At 70.9% G+C, this 20,419-nt stretch carries 17 protein-coding genes and 1 pseudogene; 3 read left to right on the plus strand and 15 right to left on the minus strand.

Going from position 1 to position 20,419, the window contains the following annotated elements; all coding sequences use genetic code 11:
- Positions 1 to 107: 107 nt before the first annotated feature.
- From Psi02_RS22435 to Psi02_RS22480, 10 genes are all read right to left on the minus strand, one after another.
- On the minus strand, positions 108 to 1,112 hold the full coding sequence (locus Psi02_RS22435) for a TerC family protein (protein WP_203977203.1): 1,005 nt from the start codon (positions 1,110 to 1,112) through the stop codon (positions 108 to 110).
- A gap of 239 nt (positions 1,113 to 1,351) precedes the next feature.
- The gene (locus Psi02_RS22440) at positions 1,352 to 2,476 is read right to left on the minus strand and encodes a glycosyltransferase (RefSeq protein ID WP_203977205.1); all 1,125 of its coding nucleotides are present in this window, start codon (positions 2,474 to 2,476) and stop codon (positions 1,352 to 1,354) included.
- 33 nt (positions 2,477 to 2,509) lie between these two features.
- Positions 2,510 to 4,150, minus strand: coding sequence for a murein biosynthesis integral membrane protein MurJ (gene murJ / locus Psi02_RS22445; RefSeq protein WP_203977207.1), 1,641 nt, complete (start codon positions 4,148 to 4,150; stop codon positions 2,510 to 2,512).
- Between the two features lie 60 nt (positions 4,151 to 4,210).
- Positions 4,211 to 5,149 carry a hypothetical protein gene (locus Psi02_RS22450; protein ID WP_203977209.1) on the minus strand — a complete coding sequence of 313 codons (939 nt, stop codon included), beginning with the start codon at positions 5,147 to 5,149 and terminating at the stop codon, positions 4,211 to 4,213.
- A 117-nt stretch (positions 5,150 to 5,266) separates the two neighbouring features.
- Positions 5,267 to 6,232 carry a copper transporter gene (locus Psi02_RS22455; protein WP_203977211.1) on the minus strand — a complete coding sequence of 322 codons (966 nt, stop codon included), beginning with the start codon at positions 6,230 to 6,232 and terminating at the stop codon, positions 5,267 to 5,269.
- Entirely contained in the window at positions 6,229 to 7,425 is a 1,197-nt protein-coding gene (gene steA, locus Psi02_RS22460; RefSeq protein ID WP_203977213.1) for a putative cytokinetic ring protein SteA, read from the minus strand. The genes Psi02_RS22455 and steA overlap by 4 nt, the downstream gene beginning before the upstream one ends.
- A gap of 93 nt (positions 7,426 to 7,518) precedes the next feature.
- On the minus strand, positions 7,519 to 9,237 hold the full coding sequence (gene recN / locus Psi02_RS22465) for a DNA repair protein RecN (RefSeq protein ID WP_239095069.1): 1,719 nt from the start codon (positions 9,235 to 9,237) through the stop codon (positions 7,519 to 7,521).
- A gap of 111 nt (positions 9,238 to 9,348) precedes the next feature.
- Entirely contained in the window at positions 9,349 to 10,257 is a 909-nt protein-coding gene (locus Psi02_RS22470) for an NAD kinase (protein WP_203977241.1), read from the minus strand.
- Between the two features lie 101 nt (positions 10,258 to 10,358).
- Complete coding sequence (locus tag Psi02_RS22475) at positions 10,359 to 11,159, minus strand: TlyA family RNA methyltransferase (protein ID WP_203977216.1); 801 nt, start codon at positions 11,157 to 11,159, stop codon at positions 10,359 to 10,361.
- A 49-nt stretch (positions 11,160 to 11,208) separates the two neighbouring features.
- The gene (locus Psi02_RS22480) at positions 11,209 to 11,565 is read right to left on the minus strand and encodes a hypothetical protein (protein WP_203977218.1); all 357 of its coding nucleotides are present in this window, start codon (positions 11,563 to 11,565) and stop codon (positions 11,209 to 11,211) included.
- Positions 11,566 to 12,076: 511 nt separating this feature from the next.
- On the opposite strand from Psi02_RS22480, the gene Psi02_RS22485 reads away from it, so the two are divergent.
- Positions 12,077 to 12,424, plus strand: a complete 348-nt coding sequence (locus tag Psi02_RS22485) for an SCP2 sterol-binding domain-containing protein (protein WP_203977220.1) — start codon at positions 12,077 to 12,079, stop codon at positions 12,422 to 12,424.
- Positions 12,425 to 12,443: 19 nt separating this feature from the next.
- Here Psi02_RS22485 and Psi02_RS22490 read toward each other — a convergent pair whose 3' ends face one another.
- Positions 12,444 to 13,466: an HAD-IIA family hydrolase gene (locus tag Psi02_RS22490; protein WP_203977228.1), complete on the minus strand. Its 1,023-nt coding sequence runs from the start codon at positions 13,464 to 13,466 to the stop codon at positions 12,444 to 12,446.
- On the minus strand, positions 13,463 to 13,891 hold the full coding sequence (locus tag Psi02_RS22495) for a tetratricopeptide repeat protein (protein WP_203977231.1): 429 nt from the start codon (positions 13,889 to 13,891) through the stop codon (positions 13,463 to 13,465). Before Psi02_RS22495 ends, Psi02_RS22490 begins: the two co-directional genes overlap by 4 nt.
- 84 nt (positions 13,892 to 13,975) lie before the next feature.
- Here Psi02_RS22495 and Psi02_RS22500 point away from each other — a divergent pair, with 84 nt between their 5' ends.
- The gene (locus Psi02_RS22500) at positions 13,976 to 15,202 is read left to right on the plus strand and encodes a DUF1015 family protein (RefSeq protein ID WP_239095070.1); all 1,227 of its coding nucleotides are present in this window, start codon (positions 13,976 to 13,978) and stop codon (positions 15,200 to 15,202) included.
- 67 nt (positions 15,203 to 15,269) lie between these two features.
- Here the strand turns inward: Psi02_RS22500 and Psi02_RS22505 are convergent, their stop codons facing one another.
- Positions 15,270 to 15,881 (minus strand): single-stranded DNA-binding protein, encoded by a 612-nt coding sequence (locus Psi02_RS22505; RefSeq protein WP_203977235.1) that lies wholly within the window; start codon positions 15,879 to 15,881, stop codon positions 15,270 to 15,272.
- A gap of 104 nt (positions 15,882 to 15,985) precedes the next feature.
- Here Psi02_RS22505 and Psi02_RS22510 point away from each other — a divergent pair, with 104 nt between their 5' ends.
- Entirely contained in the window at positions 15,986 to 16,912 is a 927-nt protein-coding gene (locus Psi02_RS22510) for an MBL fold metallo-hydrolase (protein WP_239095071.1), read from the plus strand.
- Positions 16,913 to 17,179: 267 nt separating this feature from the next.
- Here the strand turns inward: Psi02_RS22510 and Psi02_RS22515 are convergent, their stop codons facing one another.
- The gene (locus Psi02_RS22515) at positions 17,180 to 18,361 is read right to left on the minus strand and encodes a hypothetical protein (protein WP_239095072.1); all 1,182 of its coding nucleotides are present in this window, start codon (positions 18,359 to 18,361) and stop codon (positions 17,180 to 17,182) included.
- Positions 18,362 to 18,937: 576 nt separating this feature from the next.
- Positions 18,938 to 20,068: pseudogene (locus Psi02_RS41315) on the minus strand (hypothetical protein); the annotation flags it as partial.
- Between the last annotated feature and the right edge of the window lie 351 nt (positions 20,069 to 20,419).

A 20,419-nucleotide genomic window follows, 5' to 3' on the forward strand; every position in this document is an offset into this window, starting at 1 on the left:
CCGGTTTGCGCCTTAACGGACGATATTACCGACCGGTCGGTCATTGCACGGCACAACGAGACAAGCAAACAGTTTCGTTGCCCGTTTCGCTACCCCTGTGAGGCTTCCTACCCTTGTGAGGCTTCTTGACCCTGCGGGGCATCCTGACCCTGCGCCGAAGCGGCCACCGTGTCCCGCCTGACCTTGATCAGGCTGGCGACGGTCGTGATCGCCATCGTGACGCCGATGACGGACAGGGAGAGCCAGATAGGGATCTGAGGCGCCCAGGAGACGCCGGTCTCGTGCAGTGCCTCCAAAACGAGCTTAACCCCGATGAAACCCAGGATGAACGCAAGCCCGTAGCTGATGTAGACCAGGCGCTGCAGCAGACCACCCAGCAGGAAGTAGAGCTGACGCAGTCCCATCAGGGCGAACACGTTGGCGGTGAAGACGATGAAGGCGTCCTTGGTTAGCCCGAAGATCGCCGGAATCGAGTCGAGCGCGAAGAGCAGATCGGTGGTGCCGATCGCGATCATGACGATCAACATCGGAGTGACCATCCGCCGGCCGTTCACGCGGACGATCGCGCGCGAGCCGACGTAGTCGGGCGTGGTCGGGAACACCCGCCGCGCCCAGCGCAGGAGGAGGTTCTCGTTGAACTCCTCTTCCTGCTTGTTGTGGTCGCGGACCAGCGTGTAGGCCGTGTAGACGAGGAAGACCCCGAAGACGTAGAAGAGCCAGCTGAACTGGTTGAGGACGGCCGCGCCGACCGCGATGAAGATGCCGCGCATGATCAGCGCGAGCACGATGCCCACCAGCAGCACCTTGTGCTGGTAGATCCTCGGCACGCCGAAACGCCCCATGATGATGTAGAAGACGAACAGGTTGTCCACGCTGAGGCTGTACTCGGTCAGGTACCCGGCGAAGAACTCGCCTCCCGCCTGGGTCCCACGGAAGATCAATAAGATCGCGCCGAAGAGGACGGCCAGCGAGACGTAGAAGCCGACCCAGAACCCCGCCTGGCGGAGCGAGAACTCCCGGGGTTCACCGCGGTCGACGATCCACAGGTCGATCGCGAGGACGACGAGCAGGCCGACGATGACGGCGACCCATGCCCAAAGAGGAACACTCAAGATGAAGACCTTCCGGCGCGCGCGAAGACACTGCCGGAGGTCTCTCCCGCCCACCGAGGTGGACCGACAGTCCCGGGCGCGGACGCCGTGATGACGGGGCTGTCGCGAAGGGATACTCCCCCCCAACGCGTTCAGTATATGGATCAGGCTTAGGTTGACCTAATCAGGCGGACTAGCACTCCCATCGGCGCAGGTGGAAGGAGGTGCCGGCCCACGTGCCGGGCGGGGCTACGCGGGGGTCACCCTCCGCCGTCCCGGGACACCGTCAGGTAGGCGTCCATCACCGAGCGCACAGCGTCCGCCTCGCCGGGAAGCTCCTCCCCGCGACGCGCGGAGGCCGCCGCCAGCCGCCCGGCCAAGGCCGAGTCGCCGAGGACACGTGCGATCTCCTCACCCAGCGCCACGGCGTCGCCGGGTGGGACGAGGAGGGCGGCGTCCCCCACCATGCCGGGAATGCCACCCACCCGGGTCGCGATGACGGGCCTGCCCGCCTTCAGCGTCTCGTGGAGGCTCAGGGGCTGGCCCTCCCACCTGCTCGGCACGACCACCGCCGCCGCCACCTGGAGCAGTTCGGCCGTGGCCGCCCAGCCGTACAGCAGGACCGGCAGGCTTTCGGCGTCGATCCGGGCCTGGAGCTCCGCCCGCAGGGGCCCGTCTCCCGCCACGACGAACAAGGGACGGACGTCGTACGGCCGGGCCGACGCGTCCAGCAGCGTCTCCAGACCCTTCTGCTGGGCGAGCCTGGCCACCGTCAGCAGCACGGGCCTGCCGCCCGGGGAGGTGTCCTCCACTGACCGGTCGCCGGCCAGGCCGGCGAGCTCCTGCCGTACCTCCTCCGGGGTCCGGGACGGCCTCCCGAGCGGCGGAGCGGGGACCACGGCCGCGCTCACGTGGCGGGCTCCCCTGGCGCGCATGCGCTCGCCGATGTCCGGCGAGACGACCAGCACCTGGTCCGCCCTGCGGGCGACGATCCGCTCCAGCGCCCCGTAGACGGCCCCGATCGCGCCCCCCGCCGTGACGGCGTTGTGCAGGGTGACCACGAGGCCCGGACGGCGGCGCCCCCCGCTCAGGGCCACCGCCGCGAGAGCGCCCGCGCGCAGGCCATGGGCGTGTACGGCATGCGCGCCCCGGGTGATCGCCCTGAGGCGGGCGATCGACCTGAGGTCGTTCACGGGATGCGGGCGATCCGCGATCGGCACGGCGGCGAAACGGGCACCCACGCCGGTGAAGCCGAAGGACTCCTCCACGCTCGGCGGACCGGCCACGACCACCTCGTCGCCGTTGCCGACCAGTCCCTCCGCGAGCATCCGGACGTGCCTGCCCACGCCTCCCGCGCTGGTTCCCAGCACGAGCGCCACCTTCATGCCCACTCCCTTCCCACCGCTGACGAAGCCAGGTCAGGCGATCTCCGCGGGGTCCTGCGCGTCCTGGCGTCCGCGAAGCCGTGCGACGACGGCAAGCAGGTCTCTCCTGTCGACGGCGGCCGCGGCGAGCGTCCCCACGCACACCGCGCAAACGCCCGCCAGGGCCGCGACCGCGACACCCGCCCAGAGGCCGGAGCCGCCCAGCACGTGCACGACGCCGAGGCCGGCGAGCAGACCTCCTCCGCCTCCCACGACGGCGGCCAGCGCCGCCCGGGGAACCCCGTTCAGCGCCTCCGCGCCACGGTCCCTGAAAACCGACACCAGGAGGATCACGCCCCCCACCGTCATGCCGGCGGCCTGGCCGAGGGCGAGCCCGCCCAGTTTCCAGTCAGCGGGGAAGGTCCGCGCGAACGCCACCTGGGCCGCGATGACGACCAGCCACCCGATGACCATGCCGCGGGCGGCGGCGCGCCCACGGCCGCTCGCGTACAGGACTCTGCTCAGGTGCGCCATGAGGCCGTAGCCGATCAGACCGGGAGCGAACAACGCGATGGCCGAGGCGAACTGCGCCGGCGCGATCTTCGTGTCGGCCTGCCCGAGGAACACCTGCGCCACAGGCTCGGCGACCGCGGCGAGCGCGCCGGCGGCCAGACCGGAGACGATCAGGACGGCTCGCGTGGTCTGCGCCGACAGAGCCGCGAAGGGCGCACGGTCCGCGTCCTGCGCCCGGGCGGAGAGCACCGGGAAGGCACTGGTCGCGATGGGGACGGCCAGCACGGCGTAGGGGACCTGATAGATGGCCCAGGCGTAGTTGTAGGCCGCCAGCGCTCCTCCGCCGACGTCCTGGTTGGCCAGCGGGATCACGATGGCCATCGCGGCCTGCTGCGCGACCAGCGCGCTGAGCCCGGCGAGGGCCAGCCGCCGCACCTGTACGGCGACGCCGTCGGGAAAGCGCAGAGTCGGCCGCCATCTCACCCCCAGCCGGGAGGCCGGCCCGATGACGGTCACGACCAGCGCGAGCACCCCGAGCGTCGTCCCGACCGACAGGGCGATCTCCGCGGGGCCGGGCACGGACGCCGGATCGCTGTCCCCGGCGCTGAGCGGGACGAACGCCAGATAGGCGATGATCACCACCACGCTCGACACGAGCGGGGCCACCGCCGGCCCGGTGAACCGCCGGTGCGCCTGGAGCACGCCGTAGAGGACGACGGCCAGGCCGTACAGCGGGATCTGGGGGGCGAAGGCCACCAGCATGCGCGCGGCGACCGCAGCCACAGCCGCGGGATCGCAGTCCCTGACGCCGCTGGTCAGCAGCCGCATCGCCGGACCGGCGAGGAGCGCCGTCAGGAGGCCGAGCGGGACCAGCAGCACGAGCACCCAGGTGAGCAGCGCCGACGAGATCCGGCCGACCTCCGCACGCGCGTCGGCCGTCTGCCGGGCGGCGGCGCCGGCGAGCACCGGCACGACCATCCCCGCCAGCGCCCCGCCCACCACGAGCTCGAAGATGATGTTGGGCACCTGGTTGGCCGTGTAGTACGCCGTGGCCAGGCAGTTGGTCCCCACCGCTCTGGCGAAGACCAGTTGCTTGGCGAAGCCGGTGACGCGCGCCAGGATCGTGATGACCCCGATCAGCACCGCGGCCCCGGCGACCCCGGCGCCGAACCGTCTAGACATGCGGTCGCGGCCTGCCGCGGACGCCGGTCGGGCGTCCGCGTCGCGGGAGGTGATGCCGTGTCACTCGGTGGGCCGTGCGGTCCCCGCCGGAGCCTGCGGAGGGCGGCGGCCGAGCATGTCGAGGCGGTTCAGGACGGGGTTGCCGGCGATGACCTTGGTGAAGCTGATCTTCTCGGAGGCCGCCGTGAGCGCGGCCACCGTGCCGAGCAGCACAAGCCGGCCGGGCCTGCCCAACTGCACCGTCGCGGCGAGGCCGAGCAGAGCGCCCAGGGCGTTGGCCCCGGAGTCGCCGAGCATCGCCCGCTCGCCGAGGTCCTCGGGCAGGAGGGCGACGGCCGCCCCCAGGGGGATCGCGGCCAGCGCGGCGGCACGGGAGTTCGCCCGTGCGGAGGCGGCCACCAGCGGGATTCCGGCGAGCAGGCCCACCTTGATCGCACGACCGGGCCGGAGATCGAAGAGGTTGGCCAGGTTTGCGCTTCCGGCGATCAGCGCGCCGTCGACCAGCGTACCGAACGTGCGCGACACCACGCCCGGCTTCCGCGCGCCGTTGTCCGGCGTCGCCGGGGACATCACGGCCGCCGCGAGCCCGGTGGCGCCGATGCCCAGGATCTTCACGGCCCCGCTCGTGACCTCGCCGCGGCTGAGAGCGGCCAGGTGGCCCTTGAATCCCTTGGACGAGGTCGTACCGAAAACGTCGTCGTACGCGCCGAGCACTCCGCTGCCGACGCCGGCGAGCACGCCCGCCGCCTTGAGTCGCGCGGGCACCCCGGGCGCGAGGGCGATGGCCGCGCCGGCGCCCGCGACAAACGCCGGGCCCTCCAGCAGCGTGACGGGTTCTCCCCGGTGGTTGGTCCTGGTCCAGTACTCCTCGGCGGTCTTCTCGTCGCCGAGGGGAGGACGCCTCTTGAAGGCGGCGTAGGCGGCCCGTGCGGCGACGGCGCCGAGGACGGCCCCGAACACGGCACCGGCCACAGAGCCGAGCGGGGAGCGATGGGCCACAGCTGGTTCCTTCTTCGTCAGGCGCTCGTCGTCGTCATCCGGACGCTTCGCGGAGGCTTGTCAGGCGTTACGTTTCGCGGAGGCTTGTCAGGCATTGTGACCGGCGTCCACGCACGTTCAGCCGTGTGCCGCCGGGCTGGGGCTGATCGCGACCTCGGGCTCGAACGACGTCGACCCGCCGCCGACGCCGTACGCCCCGGCACGACCGATCAGTTGCTCCCGCAGAGCGTAGACCACCACGGCACGGCCCGCGGCCATATCCACGGTGTCGACGGTGGACACGTTCGAGGCGGCCTCTCCCGTGTCGTGGAGCGCCGCGATGGCCCCGCCCGCGCCGGAGGCGACGGTCGTACCGGCGAGGACGGTGCCGAGGTCGAGCGCGTCCAGGCCCGCGGCCACCGAGACCACGGCGGCGGTCGCCTTGGCCGCGTTGTCGTCCTCGTAGGCCTGTGCGGGAGCCAGCACGATGGCCATGGTGGAGAGCTGTCCGGGGGTGCCGTTCATGTTGAGCAGCCCGGCGGCCTGGAAGGCGTCGAGCACTCCCATCGTGGCCGGATTCTCGCGGCCCGCCTTCGTCCGGTCGTTCGTCACGATCGCGCCCCCCAGGACGGTCGCCGCCTTGTCGTACGGCGTGGCCTCGTCCGGGAACTTGGTCCCCACAGGGGTGAGCGAGTTGGCGAGCCCGTCCACGATCGCTTCCTGGTCGGCCGCGACGAACTTGTCGGTCAGGCTGATCCGGCCCGCGAAGACCGCGCCGGCGTCGGTCACCAGATTCTCGATCGGGTCACGCAGGCCCGCGGGAGCCCCCGGAGACTCGACGAGGACGACCCGCTCCCCCGGCAGGGCGCCCCGGACGAGATCCGACAGATGCGCCGTGACGAGGGAGTCGTTGCCGTTCTCGCGAGTCTGGAGCTCGGAGATCTCCGACAGACGCTTCTCGTTGCTCTGCTGCAACGACGACGTCGTCTCCTCCGCCGACTTGTAGAACGCGGGCTCCAGGACCGTGCTGCCGAGCACGATGCCGACCGTGAGCGCCAGGAAGATCGCCACGATCGAGACGAGGTGGTACCGGAAATCGATCACGAGAAGAGTCCGACCAGCCAGAAGATGAAGCTGTTCCAGGCGTCGAGCAGGCCGTTCAGCCAGACCTGGCCGATCGGCGACACCGACAGGACCACGCCGATGGTGATCAGTGTCGTCGCCACGAGCAGGAGCAGGGATGAAGTGGATATTCGACTGCGGTAGAGCCGGCTGACGCCCTTGGCGTCCACGAGCTTGCTCCCGATCCTCAGCCGGGTGAGGAACGTGCTCGCCATGCCGGATCTGCCCTTGTCGAGGAACTCGTCCAGTGTCCAGTGGGTGCCGACGGCGACGATCAGGGTCGCGCCCTTGTCGTCGGCCAGCAACATCGCGATGTCCTCGCTCGTCCCGGTCGCCGGGAACACGATGGCCTGCTGCCCCAGCCGTTGGACGCGCTCGAGGCCGGGGGCCCGGCCGTCCCGGTAGGCGTGCACGACCAGCTCGGCGCCGCAGCACAGCGCCTTCTCCGAGACCGAGTCGAAGTCGCCGACGATGATGTGCGGCGTGTAGCCCGCCTCGATCAACGCGTCCGAACCGCCGTCGACACCGATCAGCACCGGCCGGTACTCCCGGATGTAGGGCCGGAGCGTCGCGATGTCCTCCTTGTAGTGGTAGCCGCGGACCACGATCAGGACGTGCCGTCCCTCGATCACCGTGCGGATGTCCGGGACGCCCACGCCGTCGATGAGCAGGTCGCGCTCGCGCTTGACGTACTCCATGGTGTTGGCGGCGAACGCCTCGATCTGGACGGCCAGCCCGGCCCGGGCCTCGGTCATCGCGGCGGAGATCGTCTCGGCGGTCTGGGCCTCACCCTTGCCGACGATCTCGTCGTCGAGGTAGACCATCCCCTCGTGGACGCGGATCACGTCGCCGTCCGCGACGCGCTCGAACAGCTCGGGGGTCGCGTTGTCGATCACCGGGATGCCCGCGTCCAGCAGGATCTGCGGGCCCAGGTTGGGATAGCGCCCGCTGATGCCCGTGGCCACGTTGACCACGGCCGCGGCACCGCACGCGACCAGAGCCTCCCCGCTGACCCGGTCAACGTCGACATGGTCGATGATCGCTATTTCACCGGCGTTGAGACGCTTGGTCAGCCTCTTCGTACGCCTGTCGATTCTCGCCACAGCCGTTACCCCGGGAAGGTCGTCGACCTTCCTGCGGCGGAGGCCCGGAACATTCAAGCTCAGGACCTTCATCAAGAACCATCCTGCCAGAGGCGGCGGCCGGAATGGTCACGCACCCCGCAGTGTGTTGTTTTTGTCACACGGTGTTATGCCGACGATCAAGTGTCAATCGGCGGCCTTGTCCGCCGCGGCGATGGACAGCAACTCCGTGGCGTGTGCCCGGCCGAGCTCGGAATCCTCCAGGCCCGCGAGCATCCTCGACAGCTCCCTGGCGCGGCCCTCCTGGTCGAGGGCGACCACACCGCTGCGGACCACGCTGCCGTCGCGGGCCTTCTCCACGACGAGGTGCTGATCGGCGAAGGCCGCCACCTGGGGCAGGTGGGTGACCACGATGACCTGGGCGGTACGCGCCAGCTTGGCCAGGCGCCTGCCGATCTCGACGGCCGCCTTGCCGCCCACGCCCGCGTCGACCTCGTCGAAGACGAACGTCGGCACGGGATCGGCGCCGGCGAAGACCACTTCGATGGCCAGCATGACGCGGCTCAGCTCGCCGCCGGACGCGCCCTTCGTCAGCGGCAGCGCCGGAGCCCCCGGGTGGGAGGCCAGGCGCAACTCCACCTCGTCGACTCCGTGCGGGCCGAAATCGACGCTCTGCGTCATCGCGACGCTGACCCTGGCGTACGGCATCGCCAGAGCGGCCAGCTCCGCCGTCACCGCGTCGCCGAAGCGGTCCGCCGCCGCCGTCCGGATACCCGTCAGCTCGCCGGCCAGCTCCTTGAGCCGGTCGGTCAGCTCGGTGTGCTCGCGGGTCAGCTCGTCGATCCGCTCGTCGTCGCCGTCGAGGTCGGTGAGCCGATCCGCGGCCCGCTGGGCCCAGGACAGCACCGCCGTCACGTCCTCGCCGTACTTGCGGACGAGGCCGGTCAGGACCGACCTGCGCTCCTGTACGGCCGCCAGCCGCGCCGGATCGGCGTCGACGGACTCGGCGTAGGCCGCCAGCTCCGTCGCCACGTCGGAGATGAGGTAACCGGCCTCGGCCAGCCGGTCGGCCAGACCGGCCAGGGCGGGGTCGAACTGCCGCACGGCCTCGACGGCCGACTTGGCCTGGCCCACCAGCGAGACCGCGTCGTGCACCGCCTCGGTGCTCGACATGGGATCGCCCAGGAGAGCGGTGTGCGCGGTGGTGGCCGCCGTCCGCAACGCGTCGGCGTGGGAGAGCCGCTCGGCCTCCTCCTTCAGCTCCGCGTCCTCGCCCGCCCTCGGCTCCGCCTTCTCGATCTCCTCCAGGCCGAAGCGGAGGACGTCGGCCTCCTGCGCCCGCTCCCTGGCCTTGACCGTCAGCTCGTTGAGCAGGTCGGCCACCTGCTTGTGACGCTTGTAGGCCTGCTCGTAGGCCCGGAGCGGCTTGATGAGCTCGTCGCCGGCATAGCGGTCGAGCGCCGCCCGCTGGCGGCCCGGCTGAAGCAGCCGCTGCTGGTCCATCTGCCCGTGGACGGCGACCAGATCATCGGCGAGGAACGTCAGAGTCCCGACCGGGACGGTGCGGCCGCCGAGCCAGGCCCGCGAACGGCCCTCGGCGGACACCGTGCGGGAGATGATCAGCTCGCCTTCCTCGATCTCGCCGCCGACGTCGACCACCTGCTGGGCCACCCGGCCGTCCGGATCGACGATCAGCGTGCCCTCGACCGTGGCCTTGTCCGCGCCGGGGCGGACTCTCGCGGGATCCGCGCGGCCGCCGAACAGCAGCCCCAGTCCCGTGACGACCATCGTCTTACCCGCACCTGTCTCACCCGTGACGACGGTGAAACCGGGTGACAGCTCCAGGACGGCTTCGTCGATCACGCCGAGTCCCTGGATGCGGACCTCCTCGACCCTTGGTCGCACTGGTCCCTCCATTCCGCCGACCGATTCCGCCAGAGATCCTACGCGCAACTCGCCAAGATTTTCGAGGACTGGGGTGCCCTGTGGGGATCGGCGGACGACCGCGCCGGGGGGTCACTGGGACCGGACCCGGCCGCGCCACCCCTCCACAGGCAGGCCGAACTTCGCGACGAGCCGGTCGGTGAACGGGGCTCCCGTGGTCTCGGCCGCCAGGAGGCGGGCCAGCCGTACCGAGGTGTCGGCCCGGCGGACCTCGACCCTGGCGCCCGGCGGGATGTCGAAGCGGCGGCGGCCGTCGCACCAGAGCACGCCCGCCCCGGTCTCCGGGACGATCTCCACCGCGAGCGTGGACCGGGGGGAGACCACCATCGGCCGCGCGAACAGCGCATGGGCGCTGTTGGGCACCAGGAGCAGCGCCTCCACCTCGGGCCAGACCACGGGGCCGCCGGCCGAGAACGCGTACGCCGTCGACCCGGTCGGCGTCGCGCAGATCACCCCGTCGCAGCCCCAGCGGGACAGGGGACGCCCGTCGATCTCGGCGACGACCTCGAGCATGCGGTCGACCTTCTCGACCGAGGCCTCGTTGAGCGCCCAGGTCGTGGCGAGCGTCTCCCCGTTGAGGCGGATCGTCACCTCGATCGTCATCCGCTCCTCGACGTCGTAGCGGTTCTCGACGACCCGGTCCACGGCCGCGGCGAGATCCTCCACCTCGGCCTCCGCCAGGAACCCGACATGGCCGAGGTTGACTCCCAGCAGGGGGACCCCTGCCGGACGGGCCAGTTCGGCGGCGCGCAGCAGCGTCCCGTCGCCACCGAGGACGATGATCAGTTCGGCGTCGCCGATCGCCTCCGGTGTCTCGGGGACCATCCCCGCGCCCGCGCAGCCGATCTCCTCCGCCTCGCCGTCCAGCACGCGGACGCTCAGCCCGGCGCCGATCAGGCGGTCCATCACCAGGCGGGCGCTGCGTACCGCCGGCTCCCTGCCCGTGTGGGCCGTGACCACGATCGTGCGCTTGGTGTTCACGGGGTCGCTCACCGGGGTCCCACCCTCATCGCATCCGTCGCCGTCATGCCGTCACCGCCGTCCGCGTGTGCCTGCTCACCGTTGTGGCCGCCGCGCCGATGTCACTGGGGTCCCTCCGCCACCGCCCGTTCGATGGCCGGGTCGAGGGCCGGCACCGGATCGTGTCCCGGGCCCTTCCCGAGCCACAGAAGGTATTCCACGTTTCCCGACGGGCCGGGCAGCGGGCTCGCCGTCACGCCCTTGACCGTCAACCCGAGTGCCTGGGCCGCCAGGGCCGCGTCCCGTACGGCCTGCGCCCGCAGAACCGGGTCACGGACGACGCCTCCTGCGCCGACCCGGTCCTTGCCCACCTCGAACTGGGGCTTCACGAGCATGGCGAACTCGGCGACGTCCGCCGCGCAGTTCACCAGTGCGGGAAGGACCAGGCGGAGGGAGATGAAGGACAGGTCGCCGACGATCAGCGTCGGCGGCTCCCCCACCATTTCAGGCGTCAGGTCACGGACGTTCACGCGTTCCATCACGGTGACCCGGTCGTCCGTCCGCAGGGACCAGGCGAGTTGGCCGTAGCCCACGTCCACGGCGAGCACGTGCCCCGCGCCGCGCCTGAGCAGCACGTCGGTGAAACCACCGGTGGAGGCGCCCGCGTCCAGGCAGCGCCGGCCCTCGACCGTCAGCCCCTCGAACGCGTCGAGCGCCCCGAGGAGCTTGTGCGCGCCTCTGGAGACGTAGTCGGGGCCCTCCGGCGCCTCGGCCACCACGATGGCGGCGGCGATGTCCACCTGGGTCGCGGCCTTGGCCGCCGCCCTGCCCGACACCGACACCCTGCCCGCCTCGATGAGCTGCGCCGCCTGCTCACGCGAGCGTGCGAGCCCCCGGCGGACGAGTTCGCTGTCCAGCCGCATCCGCTTCACCTGGCATGCCGCCCGTCGCCGGAGGCCGAACTCGGCATGGTCACCGCTCGCTGTCGGGGAGGGGCTCGTCCACGGAGGTCAGGACCGCCTCCAGCCCCGTCAGGACGTCTTCGAAGATCCCGACGTGCTCGGAAACGGGTGCCTCGGCCAGCCGCCCCAAGGGGGACAGGGCCGTCTCGACGCCGCCCGCGGCATCCTGGGCATCCTGGTGCCCAGCCGGGTGGGCGCCCGCGCCTGGAGCCCCCGCTGGCCCCGCTGGAGCCCCGCCGGGGACCGCGCCCGGAACCGTGGCCGGGACCCCCGCTGGGACCGTGCCCGGGACCGTGGCCGGGGTCTCTCCCGTCCGAGCGTTCGGGACCGCGAGCCAGGCGGGCGCTTCGCTTCCGATGTCCGTCATGGTTCCCTCCTGGGGCCCGGCCCTGCCCGGGTGCGGCCTCGCCGCCTCTCCGCCGGCTGTACCGCCCGCGTCCGGTGACGGCGATCGCGCGCCGGGATGGTCCTGGGTCCTGCTCGTGCTCGTCGTCTGCTCGTGCTCGTCGTCTCGGGAGCCGGGCATGCTGCGCATTCACCGGCCACCCCGACGGTATCGGAAGCCGCCCGATGCCGCGCCCTCACGCCCGTACACGCCGCGGCGGACCTGGTCGCCAGTCCGGACCCGCTGTGTAAGCTGTGCGCGGCCCGCCCCGCCATGCGAGGGGGCCCGCGTGCCTCGCGGCCGTGCCGGGAGAGGCGGTTTCCCACCGGCCCCCGGACGGCGGCCGTCCACCTCCCGAGTCGCGTGACACCCCCGCTCGAGAACGTTTTTCGCCGCGCCTCACGTGCCGGATCTCGCGCGCGGTTCGTCTGGAACGCTACCGTCCCTGGTAGCCGGTATCTGATGTTGGTCCGTGGGAAGGGAGAGGGCGCACATGGCGACCGTCGAGGAGTGCCGGGCGGCGCTGGAGAAGCTCGTCGAGCAGTTCGACGAGGTCAGCGCGGAAGATCGCGCCAAGCACGTGGTCGAGCGCAGGCTGGCATGCCGCATCTCCGACCTCGGCGTGACCTTCTACGGCCGGATCCACCGCAACGGGCTCGACCCGTTCAAGGAGGTCGCCCCCGAGGACGGCCGCCCGGCGGAGGTCAAGCTCACCATCTCCAGCGAGGACCTGATCTCCCTGGTCAACGGCGAGCTCGACATGGGACGCGCTCTGCTCGGCGGCCGCGTCAAGATCGACGCCAGCCTCGGCGACCTCCTGCGCCTGCGTAAGCTTCTCTGATCACCCGTTCTCCTGGGGGTCAGAATCCCAGGGTCGCGGGCACGGCCTTGACCGCGTCCTCGTCCGCGCGTCCGTCGCCCGCCGCCTCCCAGGCCGCGGCGCAGGCGGCACGCAGGCCGTCCACGGGGTCTCCTCCTCCGTCGATGTCGAGGTGCCCGTCCTTCCAGGTCGCGGTCCAGCCGCCGCACGTCCAGCCCGAGTCCTGCCTGTGTACGTCCGCCGCCGGTGCGTGCAGACCCGACAGGTCGGGGGCGATGTGTGAGGGGCGGTGTTCGGGCCCGGCAGTGAGCAGTTCGAGGGGACCGGTCACCCCGGTGAGGACGAGGAGGCTGTCCACGCCCGCGCGAGTGGCTCCCTCGATGTCGGTGTCCAGGCGGTCGCCGACGATCAGAGGCCGCTTCGCGCCCGTCCGGATCACGGACTCGCGGTGCAACGGGGGCTCGGGCTTGCCCGCCACCACCGGTTCGACTCCGGCGGCCGCGGCGATGACCCGGCTCATCGCCCCGTTCCCCGGCAGTTCGCCCTTCTTCGTGGGCATGGTCGTGTCGCCGTTGGCGGCCACGAACCACGCGCCCTGCCGTACCGCGAGGGCGCCTTCCGCGAGCAAGCCATAGGACAGGCCCTGCCAGATGCCCTGGATCACCGCCGCGGGGGCGTCCAGAGCCGTGGTCACCGGACGGAGGCCGTGTGACCGCACGGCGACGCGCAATCCCGTTCCCCCCACGACGAGGACGGCCGAGCCCGGCGGCACGTGTTCCGCCACCAGACGGGCGGCCGCCTGCGCGGAGGTCACCACGTCCTCCGAGGCGGCCGTCACGCCCAGACGACGCAGATGCTCGGCGATCGCTCCGGGGGTGCGCGAGGCGTTGTTGGTCACGAAGGCCAGCCGCACACCCTCCTTCCTGGCCAGCTCCAGCGCCTCGGGAGCGCCGTCGACGGCGTGGTCGCCCAGATAGACCACGCCGTCCAGATCAAGGAGGAGCGTGTCGTACCCGCCGAGCAGCGCCCCGGCGCCTGCCGCCTCATCCCGCCCGTTCGTCATGCCTGCCTCGCCCGCAGCGTGGCGCGGACCTGGCTGAGCGCCGAAACATAGTGACGCAGGGGACGCATGGCGACGGCCACGGCGAGCGGCTCCTGGGCGGCCTCGATGTCCCCGGCGCGCCACAGGGCCATTCCGAGCCCGTAGTAGGCGTAGTCCTCTGTCGGGTTGGCCTCGACGATCAACCGGAAACTCCCTGCTGCCTCGGTGTACTGACGAGAGTTGAACTGGGCACGAGCCAGGGCCTCTCGGATGCTGGGTGATTCGGGCTCGGCCTGCGCCGCCCGCTCGAGTATGGCGGCGGCCGCGGCCGGGCTTCCGTCCGTGAGAAGCTTCACGCCACGCTGGAACCACTCATAGACATCGCCGGACGGGCCGCCGGGTGGATAGCCGGCAGCGTCAGACGCTCCGTTTCGTCCCTGGATCATGGGGAAAGGCCTCCTGCAACCGATTTCCTGAAGAACCGGGCACCGCAGCATCGGGGAGCCGGGCCTTATGGCAACATGCCCGGTATGGAGAGTTCTGAACGGGCGGGACTGGTGCTACGTCCGTTCCACGGCGTGCGATTCGCGGTGGACGATCTGCCCGCGGTCACCTCCCCGCCCTACGACCTCATCTCCCCGGACGACATGCGGGATTTGCTCGCTCGTCATGCGAACAACGTGGTGCGCCTGATCCTTCCCGGAACGGGACATTACGGCGAGGCCAGGGCCCTGTTGAGCGAATGGCTGACCTCCGGCGTGCTCACGACCGACGACCAGCCGGGACTGTACGTCTATGAGCAGAGTGGACCGCGGTTGTTGCAGCGCGGCCTGATCGGCGCGCTCGGGGTCGGCTCTTCCTCCGTGCTGCCGCACGAGAACGTCATGCCCGGGCCCGTCGCCGACCGCCTGGCGCTCATGCGGGCGACTGAGGCCAACCTCGAGCCGATCTTCCTGCTCTACGAAGGCGGCGGAGCGACGTCGCGGCTGGTCGACGACGTGGCCGCCCAGCGGCCGCCGCTCGCCGACCTCCAGACGGCCGACGGGATCCGCCATCGGCTCTGGGCGGTGACCGATCCGGATGAGATCGTCGCGGTAGAGGGAGATCTGCGTGACCGTCAGGCGCTGATCGCCGACGGGCACCACCGCTACGCGACCTACGAGGCGTTGCGCGGCGACCACGCCGAGGCCGGCCCGTGGGATTACGGGCTCGCCTTCCTGGTCGACTCCCTGGCCTACCCTCCGGAGCTGCGGGCGATCCACCGGGTGATCCCGGGGTTGCCGCTGGAAGAGGCGGCGGCCCGCGCCAAGGGCGCCTGGCAGGTCCACGAGTTCGCCTCTCTGGACGAGGCGCTGTCCGAGCTCGCGGCCGCAACGGGCCCCGCGTTCGTGCTGGCCGGAGAGGGCGCGGCCCACCTCCTCACCGATCCGGACCCGATGCAACTCGACCATGCCCTGCCGGCCGATCATTCGACGCGATGGCGGTCGCTCGACACCGCGATCCTCACCACGTTCCTGTTCCCCAAGGTCTGGGGCATCGAGGACAGCGAGGAGGCCGTGCTGGTCGTCCATCATGATCCCCTCGCCGCCGTACGGCTGGCGCGGCAGCACTCGGGAACGGCCGTGATCCTCAACCCGCTCTCCACCGTCGACGTCCTCGCGGTGGCGGCTCAGGGCGAACGGGTGCCGCGCAAGTCCACCTCGTTCGGCCCCAAGCCGCGCACCGGGCTCGTTCTGCGCGTCTTCGCCGCGAACTGATCGCCGGGCACACGCGTCCTCGCGCGAACCCGGCGGTCGGGATCGGCGTAGAGCGAGCCGTCGAGCCTTATCCGGCCACGTCATCGGCGCTCGTCCCGTGTCCGTTCTCGGAGGCTGCCGCAGCGCCCGCGCCCCGGACGTCCGGCTGCGCGTCCGGGGCCGGTCGTGATCGGCGCAGGCTTATCACCGGCCTACGGCGGGATCCCTTCCTGGACCTCTCCGGCGCCTTGGCCTCCTCGCTTTCGGCTCGCCTGTTCTGATCGGCCCGCTCGTTCTGGTCCGCGTGATCGGCGTGATCGGATTGGTCCGCGTGGTCGGCGTGATCCGCGTGATCGGCGTGATCCGCGTGATCCGCGTGATCGGCGGGGCCGTCCGGCGCACGGGCGACACGCCGGGCGGTCCGGACCTCGACCTCGTAACGGCTGCCGCCCCGCCACCAGCGGCGGCGGAGGGCGCCCTGGACCTCGATGACGTCGTCGACCAGCCAGCCGGTGACCATGTCGCGCACCTCGTCGTCGAACGTCGCGCACTCGATCGCGTCGGACCGTTGGCGGCCGGGATGGTCATCCGGGCGGCGGACGGCGAGCCGCCACTGCGTGAGCAGGCTGCCGCTGGGCAGTTCCCTGCCGACCGGCTCCATGGACAGCCGGCCCACCAGCATCACCTCGTTGCGGTGCATCTGATCCCCTCTCCTTCGTGGAGATCACTGTGGATGAATAGGCTGGGGCGTCGATGAGCTGAATGCGATTCTGTGTGAACCGGTTCTGATTACTGGGGTGGCCTGTGGACAACGTGACGCCGCTCGGCGGGGACGTATACGAGATCGACACCAGGATGGCCGGGTATTCGGGCATCACCGCCGGCTACCTCATCCTCGGGGACCGCCCCTGCCTGGTGGAGACGGGAACCTCCACCTCGGCACCGGTCGTACGGGATGCTCTCGCCTCTCTCGGCGTGGGTCCGGACGATCTGGCCACCGTGGTGGTGACCCACATCCATCTCGACCACGCGGGGGGCGTCGGGGACATCGCCGGCTTCTACCCGTCCGCCGAGATCGTCGTGCACGAGAAGGGCGCGCGGCATCTCGCCGACCCGGCGCGGCTGATGGCCAGCGCGAAAATGGTCTGGGGCGACAAGCTCGACACCTTGTTCGGCACACTCGCGCCCACTGACGCGGCCAGGATCCGGGCGCTCGGTGACGTGGGCACCGTCGATCTGGGCAACGGCCGCGCCTTGTCGAGCCACTACTCCCCCGGACATGCCAAACACCACGTAGGACTGCTCGACTCGCTCACCGGCGACCTCTATGTGGGAGACGCCGCCGGGGTCTATTTGCCGGAGACGGGCGACCTTCGCCCGGCGAGCCCGCCCCCGGACTTCGATCTGGAAGTGGCACTCAGATCGATCGAGCTCTTCGGAGCGCTCGGCCCGCAGCGACTGCTCTTCAGCCATTACGGCCCGGTCGACGACGTGCCCGCGACGCTCGAACGGTCGGCGGAAGAGCTCCGCGTGTGGGTGGACCTCACCAAGCAGGCCCGCGCGGAAGGTCTCGACCTCGATCACGCGGTGGCCATGGTCCGTGACCGGACACGGGAGCGCTACGCCGCGCTCCAGACCGATACGGCCACCGCCGAACGGTTCGAGCTCCTCAGCGGCGCCCAGTCGAACGTGGGCGGGATCATGCACTGGCTCGACCGCTCCGGCACCTGAGTTCGCCCGCCCGATCGACCCCAGCGGCGCCCTACCAAACCTGCCTGCGCCCGATCGACCCCGCCGACGTCTGGACGAACCCGCCGACGTCTGGAGGAACCCGCCGGTATCTGGACGCAAACCGCGGGCGTCAGGGCACGAATCGCGCGACCGGGGCCGATGCCGCATCATCTCCGACGCTGTCCGACCTCGACGCAGACGTTCTGACACCGAAAAGCGCCGCCACCGAATGATCATTCACTCGGCGGCGGCGCTCTCAGGTTGATATCAGGGCTGGCGCTTCACGCCGCCGTCGGCGTCCTCAGCGTCCTCGTCATCTTCGGCGTCCTCGATCACGTCACCGAAGTCGGGCTCGATGAAGGCCGGACCGAACGCGCTGACCTCGTTCTTCGGCTCCGAGACGATACCTGCCGGCTCTGTCGCCACCTTGTCGGCGTCAACCGCTGTGGCCTTCTCGGCTTCCACTGATACGGGCTTGCCGGCTTCTGCCGGCAGATCCGCAACCCCATCCTCAGCTTGGGCCGAGGCGGGCTCGGCCTCATCAGCCTTGGTCTCCGGGGCCTGCGGGGCGGTCGCGATCGGCGTCTCCTCAGCGGCGCGGGAAGCTGCTGATCCACGCTCCTGAGGGAGGTCGTCGAGGATGTCACCGACCATCCTCACGTCGCCGGACTCGTCGCCGGGCTCGGCGTCGGGGGCGTCGTCCTCATCGTCCTCATCATCGAGGTCGTCATCGAGGTCGTCGGCGCCGGCGTCCGCACTGTCGGCTTCGACGTCACGCGGGTTCGTGGCAAGGTCGCCGACAGCATCAGCCGCCGCCTCGTCACCGAGGTCGCCTGCGAGGTCGTCGTCGCCTTCACCTTCGATTGCGTCATCGTCTTCGTCGAAGTCCTCTTCGAGGTCTTCGATCACAGCCCCGGTGAGTTCCGCGTACCGTTCGGCAGCGTCGGTCTCACCGTCCTCGTCGAAGGTCATCGCCCGCTCGAACCAGTCGGTGGCCGCGGTCTCGTGGCCTGCCGCCGCCAGGGCGTCCGCATAGGCGTACGCCAGACGCACCGACCATGCCCTGCGCTGCGGATCCCGCAGCTCCGTCAGGCGCTGCAAGGTGACCACGGCCGCGTCGAACTGGCCCATGTCACGCCGTGCGCCTGATTCGACGATCGCGAGCTCGATCTTGCCCTCACGGTCCAGGCGCTCGGCCTCCTTGGAACGAACGAGGTCAAGAGCCCTCTCCGGACGTCCCAGACCACGCTCGCAGTCCGCCATGACGGGCAGGTAGGCGTCAGATCCCGTCATCCGCCTCGCCGCGCGCAGGTCGGCGAGCGCCTCGGCGTACTGCCCCGCGCGATAGGCCGCGATACCGGTGGCCTCCCTGATGATGCCGATCCTGCCGGCGAAGCGGCGGGCGACCTTCGCGTGCTCGTACGCTCGCTCGGGCTCGTCCTCGCTCATCGCCCGAGCGGCCGCGACGAGATGAGACGCCACCAGGTCGGCGAGGTCGGTGGGCAGGGAGCGCAGCTCCGCACGCGTCTCCTTGTCCAGCTCGTCGGGAGTGATGTCCGCCTCGAGCTCTGGCAGCGTCTCACGCTCTCGGGGCGGCTCTTCGTTCCTCCCGTACCTGGCGCGGCTTCCACCGCCATCCTCCTGGCGGAAGGGCCGAGATCCGCCCCGATCGTCGCGGTCGCCGTACGGACGTGGTGCACGGTCACGTGAATCGGAACGCTCGCGATCACGGAACGGACGCGCGTCGTGGTCGTGATCACGCTGAGGACGGCCCTGCTCCCGGCTTTCTCCACTGCGGCGATCGTCCCGGAAGCCGCCGCCTCCGCGCTGGTCGCTGTCGCGGGAGCCGTAGCGGCCGCCGAAGCCGCCACCCTCACGTGGCGGCCGGTCGGCACCACCGTCGCGGTCGCGAGAGCCATAGCTGCCGCGTGGCGCATCGCGATCCTCGAACGAGCGACGCGGACGGTCGCCGTAGCTGCCGCGGTCTCCACCGGCGCGCTGTGGGCGGTCGCCTCCGCGGAATCCGTCCCGGTCCCCATAGGACCGCTGAGGACGATCGGAACGCCCCTCGCCACGCGGCCCGCGGTCGCCGGCAGAGTTGCCGCGGTCGTCGCGGCTCTGGAACGGCCTGCCACCACGATCGTCACGGGGCTGGAACGGCCGACCACCACGATCATCGCGGGGCTGGAACGGCCGACCACCACGATCGTCACGGGGCTGGAACGGCCGACCACCACGATCATCGCGAGGTTGGAACGGCCGACCACCACGATCATCGCGAGGTTGGAACGGCCGACCACCACGATCATCGCGGGGCTGGAACGGCCGACCACCACGATCATCGCGGGGCTGGAACGGCCGACCACCACGATCGTCACGGGCCTGAGGCGGCCTGCCGCCCCGGTCGTCACGATCACGGGAACCGTACCGTCCGCCGAAGCCGCCGCCGCCCTCACGTGGCGGACGCGCGCTGTACCCTTCCCTGCTGCCTTCGCGGTCGTTCCCGAAACGCCGCCCACCCTCGCGGTCGTCGCGTGGCGGTCGCGTACCCCGCTCGTCGGACCGGAACGAACGGCCTCCGCGGTCGTCACGGTCTCTGAAGCCGCCACCGGCCTGGGACGGGCCGCGGTCACCGGAAGGGCGCTGCGGGCGGTCTCCTCCGCGATATCCGCCGCGGTTGTCGTCAGAACGGCCCGGACGGTCTCCGTAGCGCCCTCCCTCACGCGGGGGACGGCCGCCGTCACGAGCACCGGCGCCGCGGTCGTCGCGGTTGCCGTAGCCACCACGTGATGCGTCACGATCGCCGTAGGAGGGCCGCGGCCGATCGCCGGCGCGGAAGTTGTCACGGTCACCGTAGGAACGGCCACCTCGTTCGCCACCGGAGCGGGCCCCGGGCCGGCCGGCCGTCCCACCTTCGCGGTCGCGGAAGCCGCCGGATCGGTCAGAACGGAAGGGGCGGTCGCCGCGATCGCGTTCTCCCGAGGCGCCTTCACGCCGCCCCGCATCACGGCTACTCGAGCCGTCTCTGCCCCCGTCGCCGCGGTAGCCCCCGGAGCGGCCGCTCACGTCCCTGCCCTCGTCACGGCTGTCTCCGCCACGGCTCACGCCGTCACGCCCGTCTTCTCTGTTCACTTCTGTCCTCTGTTGCTCGCTCACCGCGTACGGCTATGCGCTCGGTTCGCTGGCCGCGCTACTAGTTCCCGGATACGCCGAGCGGTGGAGATGCCCGATATCGCCTCAGTGTCAGGGGAGACCAGCCTGATTTGCCGTAGGTCCGCTGAGACCTCGTTGTGTGCCGTAGCCTCCGCTACTCGCTCTACGCAACGAAGGCCACCCGTGGTGGGGTGGCCCGGCAGGTTCCAGCCTAGCGCGCCGCCGGCGGTTCCCGAACCCAAAGGAGGAGGTCAAAGCTCCTGGTAGGTGCCTGCCGTGATTCCAACGGGCCGCAAGAGTCGGTTGTGAAATGAAAATGGGGCCACCCCCAACCGGGATGGCCCCACTTTTAAA

It is taken from the genome of Planotetraspora silvatica (assembly GCF_016863315.1).
GTDB lineage: Bacteria > Actinomycetota > Actinomycetes > Streptosporangiales > Streptosporangiaceae > Planotetraspora > Planotetraspora silvatica.